Origin of the sequence: Aureliella helgolandensis, from assembly GCF_007752135.1 — a bacterium.
Lineage (GTDB): Bacteria > Planctomycetota > Planctomycetia > Pirellulales > Pirellulaceae > Aureliella > Aureliella helgolandensis.
In genome coordinates, this window is record NZ_CP036298.1 from 2039739 (window position 1) to 2052772 (window position 13034).

Below are 13034 nucleotides of genomic sequence, written 5' to 3' on the forward strand. Positions count from 1 at the left end.
AAGACCATCGGCCGCCCGGCGATGAAGCTACGTCACGTCGCAGCCCAGGCCGTAGGACGTTTCCCGATATCTCAACAACAACTCTTGTTGGCTACAAAAATATTGCTTGACTCGCACTCGGCCGCGGTGTACCATCGCATTAGTACACACGAACGCAGGAGGGCTACGGCCGTGCAGCTTCAAATCGATCCGAACGATGGAATCCCCATCTACGAACAACTCATTCGGCAAGTCAAGTATGCCGTGGCGGAAGGGGTGCTTGTCCCGGGACAAGTCATTCCCAGTGTCCGCGAGATGGCCAAGTTGATTGCGGTGAACCCCAACACCGTGCAGCGAGCGTATCTCCAGCTTCAAGATGAAACCGTCCTGGAGGCACTTCGCGGCCGAGGAATGGCGGTCTGCCAGAACGCCAGATTGCGATGTGTCTCCGACCGTCAGCAGATGGTGGCCGAACGGATGGATGCCGTGGTGGACGAAGGGGTGCGGAGTGGACTGGCCGCCGATCCCTTGCGAGAGATGTTCGAAAACTCACTGAGAAACGCAACCCAAAAATCTGAGGGGCAATCATGAATCAGGCAATCACGATTGACGGTGTTACCAAGCGATTTGGGCGCAACGCGGTTCTGAACGATGTCTCCTTGGAGGTTCCCACGGGGGTGGTGTTCGCCCTGCTCGGTGAAAACGGAGCAGGTAAGAGTACCCTCATTCGCGGCATGTTGGGCTATCACGCATTCGATCACGGCAAGGTTTCCGTCTGCGGAGTCAATCCCGCGGCCGATCCGCTATCGGTTCGACGTTTAGTAGGCTACGTATCCGATGCCCCAGGATTGTACGAATGGATGACCGTCGCCCAGACCGGTTGGTATGCTGCGGGATTTTATCCGCCTGGCTTTCTCCGCGCCTATGACACGTTGACTGCAGATTTCCAGTTGCCGCAGTCGGCCAAAATCCGCGATTTGTCGAAGGGGATGCGGGCCAAAGTGGCGTTGTCGCTGGCCATGGCCTTCGACCCACAACTGCTGATCCTCGACGAGCCCACTTCCGGACTCGACCCGCTCGTTCGCCGATCCTTCTTGGAAAGTATGATTGACCGCGCTGCGGCTGGACAGACCGTGTTCCTGAGCTCGCATCAAATCAACGAGGTGGAACGCGTGGCCGATTGGGTGGCCATCCTGCACCATGGCAAGCTCCAAGTCGTTGCGTCACTCGATGAACTGAAGGAAAGCGTCACGCACCTCAGTTTTTCCGTCCGCGACTCCTTGCTGGCCTTACCTCCGTCCGTTGATCAACTGGAGTTCATTTCACAGTCGTTGCGCGGTCGTTCCTATTCCATTTTGGCTCGCGGTTGTACTCCTGCGGTGCTCGAAGCCCTGCGACATGACGAGAATCTATTTGATATCAAAGCGGTGCGTCCGAGTTTAGAAGAATTGTATATCGGTTACATGGCACCTCCGGCAGACACGCCGCCGAGTGCTTATAGCCGAGAAAGTCTTCACTACCGCCCCCGCCGAGATGCGACAGCAACGCAAGAGTCCGCAGAGCGTCACTAAACTTCACCCTTCCGCCGGATGGAGGGGCGGAATGGTAACCCACAGCCTGGCGACTTGTTGAAATCGTAACCCGCTGCGTGAGCAAGGAAGAGTGGTCGCCGCTATAGGTGGATTGAGGTGCTGCCTTCGCGGTAGAACTGAAAAAGCTCGTCGATTGACAAGCCGTTGAGCAAGGTAGGGAACGGTACCGCTGCAGGGGGCTGGTAGGTAGCTCCCCAGCAAAACAAAGGACCCCATGAAATCATCCTTCCGCTTGCGGGAGGGGCGGCCAATCAGGGCTCCCCGGGCGGCATGCTACGAATAAGAGAATTCCACCTGCGACATCAATTTGAAACTCCTCGTCCAACTCATTGACTTGGTGAATGAACCATGAACATAGCTAATCCAACTATACTTGAGATCGTTGCTCGTCCGCGTCCCTCTGCAACCAGCGCCTTGTTATGGAAAGATGTCCAACAGGTTCGCGACTTGACGGTGGCCACTATAGCGGGCCTTTGTGGATTGCAGCTGGTCTTGGCCGCAGCCGGATTATGGTTGGTTCCCATCCATGAGCGCCAGGGGTTTTTGGGAGGAACTTTTTCCTTTCCTGCGCTCGGACCTTTCCTAGCGGCGCTCGGATGCATCGGCATGCTGCTGGGGCATGAACGGCAATCGCGATCTTGGAACTGGTCGAGTAGCTTGCCCATTTCCTGGTCGGCCAGTTTGGCAAGTAAGTTGCTAGTGACCTTGACGGTTTGCCTCCTGATTCTACTCGCGTTGAGCATTGTGCCGGCGAGTCTCTTGGCGACCGGCGCGATTGAAGTCCAGCTTCAAGCGGCACCCGACTCGCTGCAGATCTATTCGGCAATTTACGCCGGTGGTTTGGCTTTGCTAGTCTTCTTCGAATTTCTTTTTACCTGCTGTGCAACCGTCCTGTTCTTTCAAAACACGCTTACGGGACTTGTCGTGGGAGCGATTGCTGTAACTTCTACGCACGTCGGTTTGCTAGGGGCCTCGGAGATATTTAAGTTGCGTTCAATGGACTCCTTGGTTAGTCAGGGCTGGTACAACTATTTTCTGGCTGCCGCCATTGCGGTGTTCGCTGGCATGGCGACACTCCTACTCTACCGTTGGCGCTGGACGACCGGGCAAACGTGGTCCTTTAGCTTCGGCAACACTGTGCAAGACGAGAGGGAGGCGGGAGCGTTTTTCATACGCACCCAAGCCTTTGCTCCCACACTTCGCCGCTCACTGTTGGTGCATGCACTGTTCAATTCGTTCTACTTGCGAATTTTCATTTTGCTCGGAGCTTTGCTGTTGAGCCTGCTGGCGAATGCAAATTCAGACTCGACCGACTTGGGGGTCATTGCGATCCTGACCATCGGGCTGCTCGGTGTCACCACTTTCGAAGGAGATCAAACGCTGGAGCGGTATCGCTTTCTGGCAGATCGAGGCATTTCACCACGTAAACTCGTTTCCAGCCGCTTGCTAGTCAGCGGAGGGATCGCACTTGTCGTTTTACTCACACTCTTCGTTTTCTTTCGGATTGGGTCAGCAAAGAGCAATGTGCCCGTCCTTGTTTTCTTAGTCCCCTGCTGGATCGCATTCGGAGTAGCCGCACTGACCTCACTTTGTGTCCGGCAGACCATCGTGGCGATTACGTTGTGCGCTGTGATGCTTGGCTTGGGAGCTGTAGTTACAACAACGATTATCCAAGTGGACGGGCCCACCAGTCTGTTCCTTCTCTCCCGCCAGTTGGTTGCGCCAGCGATGCTTGGGGGGGCACTGTGTGGATGCATTCCGATCATCGGAATCTACTGGCTGGCTAGGCGTTGGCTCACCAGCGACGGCGCGCGACTGACTCAACACTATTGGTGGTTAGCCGGTATTGCGGTGTTGGCTCCCATCTGCTTGGCTTGTTGCTTTTCCTTCCTGGGGGTTCGAAATGCGCCCTGGGCAGGAATGTCGGACGCAGAGTATGCGCAGTATCAAGCAAGGTTGGCCCAACGCCCCGATTTAGAGCTGGCTCCACCCGTCTTCGATAATCGGCTGAGGATCCGCTCGTATTCTCCAGCGGCAAGTGAGATTCATTGGCTCGCCTCGTCGTTTCGGCAGAACTCAGGGGCGCCCCGCATCCAGAATGAGCTGCACTCGTGGCTCGACCAAACCAGCCGCTATCTCACCCAAGATGGAACGCAACCATTAGCCACGGGGCTCGCAGAGCTCGCAACTAGTTTAGAGGATCTGGAAAAGCGTCTAGAAACGCCTACCAAACCCCAATCATCGCAATTATGGTCCAGCTCGAAGCTGGATGAGCTGAATGCGCTGCTGGAAACGACTGCCGTTCTTGGCAAATGGGCATGTGTGCGCGGCGACACCGAATTGGCCTACAGAGCTTGGGAGGACAACCTGCACCTTCAACGCTATGCAAGCCAGAATTTAGCAGTGGCCACCGCCAGCGGCCGCGCAACTTCGATGGAAATTCTGGCAACTCTTTCGGATACTGAGATTGAAACGTTGGGTGGTCCGGACGTCTTCGCAGCGCTCATTCCTCCAGAGTCTAACGAACGCGATGCGGCCATTGAAACACTGCGTCTAGGCGCCGAAGCTCAAAGGAGAATTTTGCGGCGAACCCCTCCGCTGGGAGCACCCACGCCGCACGACCGCGCGGAGGCTGAGCAGCCCTCACTGCCAATCCAATTGAGTGGGCTTGCCCCACGCCCTCTCTCCAGTTATTTCCCACCACTGCGTTGGCACGCAGAGCGGCAACTAGCTCAATTGGTTGCCGATCAACTCGAAACAGTGCGAATGCAGATTCCCGATTATTTGACGCACGCAAGTCGCAGTCCTCTGGTGCTTAAGCTCTACAATCTGAAGCAAGCCCAGGAGCATTCGGATATGCCTATCCAGTCTGAGCTACCTGCCGAATAGCCGCTGCTAGTCGTTCAATCCCCAGGCGGATTCCCGCCGGATTTTGCACTCCGAAACTTAGGCGAATCGTGTTGAGAGCGATCGGTTCCCCTTCGGTGGGGTAGCAATAATATCCAGGCACATACAAGACGCCTTGCTCCATGGCGCACCGCCACAGTGGGCTGCCCTCGGAGGCATCGATATGCTCTGGCAAGGTGAGCCACACATACAATCCTCCCGCTGGCTTGTGCCAAACGACATCCGGCGTTTCCCCCAGTTCGGCGTCGAGCGCGTCGAGCATGGCGTCGAGTTTGACCCGATAGCCTGCGCGAATGACTGGCAGGTGCGAGTCGATTTCTCCAGAGGTGAGCACATCATTCATCAGGACTTGAGCGAAGTGGGGCGAGCCAAAGTCGATGTTGGACTTCATTTCCAGCAGCGTTGGCGCAAGCGATTCGGGCACGACGCCCCAGCCCACGCGAATGCCCGGTGAGTAGGACTTAGAGAACGTGCCGGCCTCGATCACAAACTCACTAGCATCGTCGGCTAGGGCTAACAGAGGGGGCAGGTCCTCGCCCTCATAGCGGAGTTCTTGGTAGGCGCAGTCGGATAACAGGTGGATGGGCCCCTGCTCGGCTCTCCAGCGACGCACTACTTCCAACAGCTGCTCACGGCGCTCGAGCGACAGGGTGCTACCAGCCGGATTGTCAAAATCGGTTACGGTGTAAATCAGTTTCACGCGATGGGCGTCTCCGGCAGCAGCAATTCTCTGCAGTTGCTCCTGCAGTGCATCGATACTCATTCCGAATTCATCGGAAGAGACACCTACAATTCTGGCATCGACGCCCTTGAGCGTGCCCATGAAGACAAAGTAGGTTGGAGCAGCTGCAAGGACGATATCGCCTGGATCGAGCAGGGCTTCTGCGACCAAGTGCAGGAATTGATTGCTGCCAGCGGTGACGATCATGCGTTCCGGATCGGGGCGGCCGGCTGGGAATCTACGGTAGTTCCATTCCGCTATATTGGCGCGCAGAATACCGCTGCCTGCCGTCATGTCGTATTGCAGCGCTTTGCGAAGAAGCTCGGGTTGATCGGCCAATCGACGCAGGGCTGCGGCGGTCGTCTCGCATGGCAGCGTATCGTTGTCCACGAAGCCAGCAGCCAAAGAAACGAGATTGGGGTGCTTCAGTGCCAACGCCATGAGCCGCCCAATGGGCTGGCCACTCGACATGCCTGCCCGACGACTTAACGTTGATGTACGATTCGGTTCAGAAACGGTATGTCCCATCTCAAACTTGTCCAATGCATGAAATTTCGCGCTCAGTATTTTGGAGGCACTCAAGGAAAAAATGTGTCCGCCACTTATTTACCTGTACAGCCCTCCCCGTTCGCCGACCAACTATCTCGGTGCCCGTCGCGTCCCTCCGGTCAGCTAGAAGGTGCAACACAACTCTGTCTGAGCGGGCATGAATAATCCAGGCTAGTGCTTTGTCCACATGTGAGTTTAGGGTTGCCCAGGAAAAGGTGTCCGACACCAAAAGTGCGAAGCACCCGAAGGGCCGTTGCGGCTTTGGGTGTCGGACACCTTTTCCCAATGCATGCCGTATCCCAAATGCTAAGTTGGCCAAAGCACTAGTGCGACACGCGGGATGCCGCTGGGGTTCAAGCCCTTCGCATTAGAATCCTTGCGTCGAGACTGGAATAGCGGTGCGGCTGGTTAAATCCCCAGTGGCGGAATGATCTTGGAGGCAACCAAGGCAATTTACGCAGTCAGCGACCTACTTTGGGGAGAGTCACGGTAGGTACCGACAGCGTGCGATAGGCCGACAGCGGGGGGCTCCATGCCTCCCTGCCCCATTTCTAGTCAATTCTGGCTACAATGGGGCTGACTCGCAAAACCAACTACTCAAATCATCTTTTCTGACTGAAATGGAATGGCAAGTTACGTAGTACGCTGTGGCACGATGCGCACATTGCACGTAATGCAGGCTCGGCTGTCCTATGCGCGAGGCATGCGAGTCATTGCGCGCACCGCCCGCGGGTTAGAGGCTGGCGAAGTACTGAGCGAGGCGGATGAGCGGGTCTTGAAGCAAATGGATAGTCCTCCTGGAGGCACGATTCAACGCGAGATGACGGAAGAGGACGAAAGTGAGCTGGCGCATCTCGCTGCCAAGAGTGTCGAAGAGGCGGACAAGTGCTTTGAGGCCATCCAAGCACTTGAGCTTCCCATGGATTTGGTCGACATTGAACGGATTTTTGGTGGTGAACGCATGGTGATCTACTACCTTTCCGAAAGTCGAGTCGATTTTCGGGAGCTGGTCAAACGCTTGGCAAATGAGTTTCAAACTCGCGTCGAGATGCGACAAATTGGGGTTCGCGACGAAGCCAAATTACTAGCCGACTATGGCGACTGCGGAAAGCCGGTGTGCTGCAATACGCACTTGATGAAAATGCCCCCAGTCTCTATGAAGATGGCCAAGCTACAGAAGGCGACGTTGGATCCCAACAAGATCTCGGGGCGATGCGGAAGACTCAAATGCTGCTTGCGATACGAGTATGATATTTACGAAGAACACCGAAAAATGCTCCCCAAGATCGGGGTGGACGTGGTGACGGCCAATGGGCGAGGAAGGGTTTTGAATCAGGAGCTCCTGTCAAGACAATTGCTGGTTCAAATGGAAGACAACCGACGCTTGATGGTCCATGCCGACGATGTTCTCTCGGTAATCAAACGACCCAAAACAGGCAGCTCCTCTAGCTCCGTAAATCCCCAAGTCGAGCTTCAAGAAAAAAATAAAGACCGCCATTCAGCGGATAACGAATAAGCGAGTGAGCCAAGCGTGACTGAAAAAATCCACCCAATCGTCGAACTACTCCAACAAGATCAACGCTTTCATATCGAGGCCTACCAATTTGTCCGCGAGGCACTCTCCTATGCGCAAGAAATCCTAAAAATGCCGACGGCCGGAGAGGAGGGCGAGCACCATTTGACCGGCCAACAGTTGTGCGAAGCAATTCGTCAGTATTGTGTCGAACAGTATGGGTTCATGGCAAAAACGGTTCTCAATAGCTGGGGCGTGCACTCGACCAGCGATTTTGGTGAGATCGTATACAATCTGATCCGTATCAAGCACATGAAAAAATCGGATTCCGATCGACGCGAGGACTTCAACGACGTCTACGATTTTGCGGGCGCCTTTGAACCGATTTTCGAATTGGCCGGTAAAGACGAAGACTAGTGCATTGTCAAAGCTTAATTTTCGGGTTGCCCGGGAAAAGGTGTCCGACACCAAAAGCCGGAACGGCCCTTCGGGTGCTTTGCACTTTTGGTGTCGGACACGAATGGCACTTAATCGGCCTAAGGTACTGGTGCTTCTAGAGTTAAGTTCGATTGACAGCAGGGGGCTTCACTTGCGATGAGTTTGGGTAATCTTACCTCCCGAACACACCAAGCAAGGAAGCCCCCGTGTGCCATCATCCGTTTGATTCGTTCCGCTGTCGAGTCCAACATGCGCGCCAACACGGCGATCTTTACTTCGCCGCCTTGATCTCCAAAGAGACTATCGCGTCAGTCTTTGGCAATGCAAGTGCCATTCTCGATTCGGCCAGAGTTTACAACACATCGGTCACGCTGTGGGTCTTCCTCTCGCAAGTCATGAGCATCCACCACGGCTGCGTCTCTGCGGTCGCCAAGCTGATCACCCATCGAGTCGCCAACAACCAAACTGCTTGCTCTGCCGAAACCGGTGCTTACTGCATTGCTCGAGACAAAATCGACGAGCAATCCATGCAACGTCTTGTGACGGCCAGCGGACTTGCGATTGAAGACAGCAGTCCCGACCATTGGCGATGGCTGGGGCACCGCGTGATCACCGCCGATGGTGCCACCGTCACGATGGCAGACACGTCGGAGAATCAAGCCGCCTACCCGCAACTTAGTAGTCAAGCACCCGGTTGTGGATTTCCGATCTTGCGAGTCGTTGTACTGTTCGCGTTGTCGACTGGCGTTGTGCTCGACATGGCGATGGGCCGATACAAAGGTAAGTTCACTCACGAAGTAAGTTTGTTTCGTCAGATCGACGCAATCATCGAAGAAACCGATGTTTTCCTAGCTGATCGCGCCTATGCGGGTTGGTTCGAGATGGCGAGGATGATTCAACGTGGTGCACACGTCGTTGTTCGCAAACACCAGTTGCGCAAGTCAGATTTTCGGACTGGAATTCGTTACGGCAAAGACGATCACTCCATCCAAATCGACAAGCCAGCTCGTCCCGACTGGATGAGCATTGAAGAGTACGAGACGTACCCGGACTTCATCACCATTCGCGAGATCCGTATCCGAGTTGAGAACAACGGATTTCGCACTCGCGAGATTATCGTTCACACATCGCTGTCGGACGATACGGAGTACACGAGGGAGGACATCGCGGCCCTGTTCCGTAGAAGGTGGCAAGCAGAACTTCATTTACGGAGCTTGAAAACGGTCATGCAGATGGAACACTTGCGCTGTAAAAAGCCGCATCGAGTGCGGAACGAAATTCGGACGCACATGTTGGCTTACAATTTGATTCGCGGGGTGATGTCTGAAGCGGCCGTCGAAGGCGACGTTCAACCTTGGCATATCAGTTTCAAGTCAACACTGACAACGGTGACGGATATGCTTCCGGTTCTAGGCCTAATCAGCAACGCCGATGAATTATGCACGGTGTTGTACCGCTGCTGCTTGCAACACGCAGTTGGCAATCGACCGGACCGCTACGAGCCCAGGGTGCTCAAGCGAAGACCGAAGAAATACAAGCTGATGCAAAAGCCAAGAAGCGAATACAAACCCGGGGAGGCATAGGACTTACGCCGATTAAGTGCCATTCGTGTCGGACACCTTTTTCCGAACGCTCAATGCACTAGGAAAGATCAGGACGAGTTCGGTCTGGTGTCCTACGCTCACCGACTTGTCGGTATCGCAACTCACAGCGTGACGGCTTGTTGATTTAAGTGCGATTTCAGTTTTAGGCTGGTGCTATCCCTAGAAATCGTGCTGCAGCGGTAAAACCTCTACTTGGCTCACCGGCCTGTGGATCTAATCACGTTTTGAGTTTTAGCGTGGTGGTAGTGCCCCTAATTTGCCTGCAGCGGCAACCAGCTAACTTTGCTCACCTGGCTGTTGATTTAATCGCAATTTGAATTTTAACGCGGAGGTAGCATCCTTAATCGCTCTGTGGCGGAGGTTATCTTTCCTTGCTCACCGGGCTGTTGATTTAATAGCGTCTTGAGTTTTAACGTGCAGGTAGCACCCCTAATCGCCCTGTAGTGGCGACCACCTATCCTTGCTGACGCGGCGGGTTAATATTTCAGCAGCCCGTTACGCGGCGGGTTACTATTTTCTACGGCCCGTTACCGGGCGGGTAACTAGTTCGACAAACCGTCACGCTGCGGACTACTATATGCAACTAGCCGGTGAGCAGGGACAATAGCGGGGCAAGCTGTCCCAGCATGCACGCATTGCCAGGCTTGGTTTGTATCGAATCGTCGGCCAGGCACCTTCCAAGTATTTTTCTTCCCACCCAAAGCATCGAACTATGACGTTCCATTCCTCACGTGGACCGTATCCCGCCACCCGTTTGCGTCGCCTCCGGCAATTCCCTTGGTCGCGAGCATTGGTCAACGAGACGTCGCTCACCGCGGCAGACTTGATTTGGCCCTTGTTTGTCTTGCCTGGAAAAGACAAGGAAGAACCGGTGGTCAGTTTACCGGGTGTTTCCCGGATGAGTGTCGACCGGCTCCTTCCGCAAATTGATCGCGCCATTGAATTGGGGATTCCCGCCATCGCTCTGTTCCCGGTCACGCCTGCGGAGTGCAAGAGCGATGATGGAGCGGAAGCGCTCAATCCCGACAATTTGATTTGTACTGCGACGCGGACGATTCGCGCCGAGTTTGGGGAGCAATTGGGAATCGTATGCGACGTGGCCCTCGACCCCTACACCACGCATGGACAAGACGGATTGTTGCGAGACGGCAAGATCGTCAACGACGCCACGGTGGAAGTGCTCAGTCAGCAAGCGGTGGTTCAGGCAGCGGCCGGGGCCAGTGTCATTGCTCCATCGGACATGATGGATGGTCGCATCGGTGCCATTCGAACGGCCTTGGATGCGGCAGGCCACGACGGCGTTCTACTCATGTCGTACGCCGCCAAGTATGCTTCGGCCTTTTACGGTCCCTTTCGAGATGCGGTGGGCTCCAAGGGCAATTTGGGGAGCGGCGACAAAAAGACTTACCAAATGCAGCCCTCTGCTTCGGACGAGGCCCTGCACGAAGTCAGCTTGGACCTGGCGGAAGGCGCGGACATCGTCATGGTCAAGCCTGGCATGCCTTACCTAGACATTGTGCAACGGATTAAGTCCGAATTTTCCGTCCCCACCGCCGTTTATCAGGTCAGCGGAGAGTATGCGATGCTCTCGGCAGCAGCGGCCAATGGCTGGATTGATGGGACCGCCTGCATGTTAGAGAGTTTGCTGGCCTTCCGACGCGCGGGCGCCGACATGATCCTGACCTATTTTGCGCTGCAGGCCGCCGAGGCTCTCCGCGAATAGACACCTAGTTTCTTGTCGCCTGCGCATCGTTTAGAATTTGGCTGTTGCTAGCAACAGCTGGTGCGATATTCCGCTGCTTAGCAGTGCTTTCCTCGCTTTCACTCAATGTAGAAATCCCAATGCAGTCTAGCGTTCGATTTAAATTGTGCGTCATGATGTTTCTCCAGTTCTTCGTCTGGGGAGCCTTCTTCGTCCCGATGGGAGCCTACTTGGGCGTACTCTTCGCGGGGGATAAGGAGATCAACCAAATCATTGGTAGCGTCTATGCAACCCAAACGTGGGCGGCTCTGTTCGCGCCCTTAGTCGTCGGTTTTGTTGCCGATCGGCTGTTCAACAAGGAAGTGGTCAACGGTGTACTCCATTTACTTGGCGGAGGCCTGTTGTGGTGGTGCGCGACCGTTACCGATTCCTCGGCGCAATTCGCCTGGATCATGTTCGCCTTCTTCTTGTGCTACATGCCCACCCTGGCATTGGCCAACTCAATCACCTTCCAAAACGTCGAGTCGATTGAGCGAGATTTTCCGCAGATCCGCGTTTGGGGAACGATCGGCTGGATCGTCTCGGGCTTGGTGGTTTCTCAATCGATGTTCGGCATCTTTCCGCTTCCTGTTCTGCCTTGGCTCGAGAACGCGGGCAGTACGAGTTTTCCACTGAAACTCTCTGCCGCCGTCAGTATCTTGTATGGTTTTTATAGCTTTTTCCTACCAGCCTCCCCGCCGCAAGGTCGAGACCAACCCATCAGTTTGGTCAAGATTCTGGGGCTCGATGCACTTCAACTTTTTAAGAACCCGTCCTACTTGGTATTTGCCGTGTGCTCGTTCTTGATCTGCATCCCGTTGGCGTTTTACTACGCTCGAACCTACGAGTTCACCAGCGCCATGGCCTTCGGCAGCAAGACCGCTGGAGTTATGGCTTTGGGGCAAGTTAGCGAAATCGGCTTTATGATCGCCGTTCCGTTTTTCCTCAGTCGCTTAGGGGTGAAGAAAATGCTCTTGGTGGGCATGCTCGCTTGGGCACTGCGATACGCATTGTTTGGTTTCATGCCTTCTTCCGCAGCGATGTTGGTATTGGGAATCGTGCTGCATGGTATTTGCTACGACTTCTTTTTCGTCACGGGACAACTCTACACCGACCGTGTTGCACCTCCAGGAATTCGCACGAGTGCCCAGGCTTTCGTGGGGCTTTTAACCTACGGTGCAGGAATGCTCGTCGGCAACTACCTGTCTGGCCAATGGGGTGCTTACATTGAGCTGGACCCAACCGGTGCTGAAGGCTGGCTGGCTGGTGCAAAGATGTTCTGGCTAATGCCTGCGGGGCTGGCGGCAGCCGTTGCCGTGCTGTTCTTCGCAACGTTCCATGACAAATCGGCCGATCGTCCTGCTGAAACCCCTGTAGCAGTTTAAGGCTCGGTGGTTGGTTCTGCACTGAGCCGAAGGATGCCCATCGGAGATTTGTGGATGCAACCAGCCGTGCACACGCAGGCCTCCGGTGTTCCGCCGATCCCCGCCTGCTTGGACGCGAATGACAACGACTGGCTCGATAGCCGATTGGAAGGCTAACTTTCAGTCTGGTGCTGCGGAGTGTTTTTTCGCAGCACTAGCGGCCTGTTGCATTCTGCAGTGCTTCTTGCGACTCGCGTTTTACAGCGTTTCCAGATTGTGCTTGGAAACCCTCGTTCGTCGCGACTGTCGCAGCTAAGCAGGCGTCCGTCTTGTAGATCGAAGTTTGCGAGAGGAAACTTGTGTGGCATGGCCCCTGCCGGTGCGGGCTGTTGATTTAAATCGCAATTTGAATTTTAATGCGGAGGTGGCGTCCTTAATTGCCTTGTAGTGGAGGTTATCTTTCCTTGCTCACGCGGCGGGTTACTATTTCAACAGCCCGGGTGGGAGAGGGCCATTGCAGCTTGTAGGTTCGACGCCTTGCTGCCTACCTTAGGCCAAGCAGCCCTCGCGGTGGAAGAACCGGTGGCTCTAGCACCCCTGCTTTTTAAGAGCGATCAAGTTCGCGA

The 13034-nt window shown here is 55.0% G+C and carries 10 protein-coding genes; 9 read left to right on the top strand and 1 reads right to left on the bottom strand.

Going from position 1 to position 13034, the window contains the following annotated elements:
* The first annotated feature begins 21 nt into the window (after positions 1-21).
* From Q31a_RS07180 to Q31a_RS07190, 3 genes are all read left to right on the top strand, one after another.
* Complete coding sequence (locus Q31a_RS07180) at positions 22-570, top strand: GntR family transcriptional regulator (RefSeq protein ID WP_197356377.1); 549 nt, start codon at positions 22-24, stop codon at positions 568-570.
* Positions 567-1550, top strand: coding sequence for an ABC transporter ATP-binding protein (locus Q31a_RS07185; protein ID WP_145076048.1), 984 nt, complete (start codon positions 567-569; stop codon positions 1548-1550). Before Q31a_RS07180 ends, Q31a_RS07185 begins: the two co-directional genes overlap by 4 nt.
* A 369-nt stretch (positions 1551-1919) precedes the next feature.
* Entirely contained in the window at positions 1920-4460 is a 2541-nt protein-coding gene (locus Q31a_RS07190; protein WP_145076051.1) for a hypothetical protein, read from the top strand.
* Here Q31a_RS07190 and Q31a_RS07195 read toward each other — a convergent pair.
* Complete coding sequence (locus tag Q31a_RS07195; RefSeq protein ID WP_145076054.1) at positions 4432-5727, bottom strand: aminotransferase-like domain-containing protein; 1296 nt, start codon at positions 5725-5727, stop codon at positions 4432-4434. The genes Q31a_RS07190 and Q31a_RS07195 overlap by 29 nt on opposite strands.
* Before the next feature lie 646 nt (positions 5728-6373).
* Between Q31a_RS07195 and Q31a_RS07200 the strand changes: the two genes are divergently transcribed.
* From Q31a_RS07200 to Q31a_RS31080, 6 genes are all read left to right on the top strand, one after another.
* On the top strand, positions 6374-7264 hold the full coding sequence (locus tag Q31a_RS07200; RefSeq protein WP_145076057.1) for a PSP1 domain-containing protein: 891 nt from the start codon (positions 6374-6376) through the stop codon (positions 7262-7264).
* Positions 7265-7279: 15 nt separating this feature from the next.
* On the top strand, positions 7280-7678 hold the full coding sequence (locus Q31a_RS07205) for a Minf_1886 family protein (protein WP_145076060.1): 399 nt from the start codon (positions 7280-7282) through the stop codon (positions 7676-7678).
* Positions 7679-7905: 227 nt separating this feature from the next.
* Entirely contained in the window at positions 7906-9282 is a 1377-nt protein-coding gene (locus Q31a_RS07210; RefSeq protein WP_145072543.1) for an IS4 family transposase, read from the top strand.
* 733 nt (positions 9283-10015) lie between these two features.
* On the top strand, positions 10016-11026 hold the full coding sequence (gene hemB / locus Q31a_RS07215) for a porphobilinogen synthase (protein WP_145076065.1): 1011 nt from the start codon (positions 10016-10018) through the stop codon (positions 11024-11026).
* Positions 11027-11145: 119 nt separating this feature from the next.
* A complete protein-coding gene (locus Q31a_RS07220; protein ID WP_145076067.1) occupies positions 11146-12429 on the top strand; it encodes an MFS transporter in 1284 nt (427 codons plus the stop codon).
* A 33-nt stretch (positions 12430-12462) separates the two neighbouring features.
* Positions 12463-12585 (top strand): hypothetical protein, encoded by a 123-nt coding sequence (locus Q31a_RS31080; protein ID WP_261342703.1) that lies wholly within the window; start codon positions 12463-12465, stop codon positions 12583-12585.
* Positions 12586-13034: the final 449 nt, after the last annotated feature.

What these genes read in the sequence shown, in the direction of transcription:
- Q31a_RS07180 (WP_197356377.1), top strand. Translation starts at nt 22, where the DNA reads ATGAAGCTACGTCACGTCGCAGCCCAGGCCGTAGGACGTTTCCCGATA.
- Q31a_RS07185 (WP_145076048.1), top strand. Translation starts at nt 567, where the DNA reads ATGAATCAGGCAATCACGATTGACGGTGTTACCAAGCGATTTGGGCGC.
- Q31a_RS07190 (WP_145076051.1), top strand. Translation starts at nt 1,920, where the DNA reads ATGAACATAGCTAATCCAACTATACTTGAGATCGTTGCTCGTCCGCGT.
- Q31a_RS07195 (WP_145076054.1), bottom strand. Translation starts at nt 5,727, where the DNA reads ATGGGACATACCGTTTCTGAACCGAATCGTACATCAACGTTAAGTCGT.
- Q31a_RS07200 (WP_145076057.1), top strand. Translation starts at nt 6,374, where the DNA reads ATGGCAAGTTACGTAGTACGCTGTGGCACGATGCGCACATTGCACGTA.
- hemB (WP_145076065.1), top strand. Translation starts at nt 10,016, where the DNA reads ATGACGTTCCATTCCTCACGTGGACCGTATCCCGCCACCCGTTTGCGT.
- Q31a_RS07220 (WP_145076067.1), top strand. Translation starts at nt 11,146, where the DNA reads ATGCAGTCTAGCGTTCGATTTAAATTGTGCGTCATGATGTTTCTCCAG.
- Q31a_RS31080 (WP_261342703.1), top strand. Translation starts at nt 12,463, where the DNA reads ATGCCCATCGGAGATTTGTGGATGCAACCAGCCGTGCACACGCAGGCC.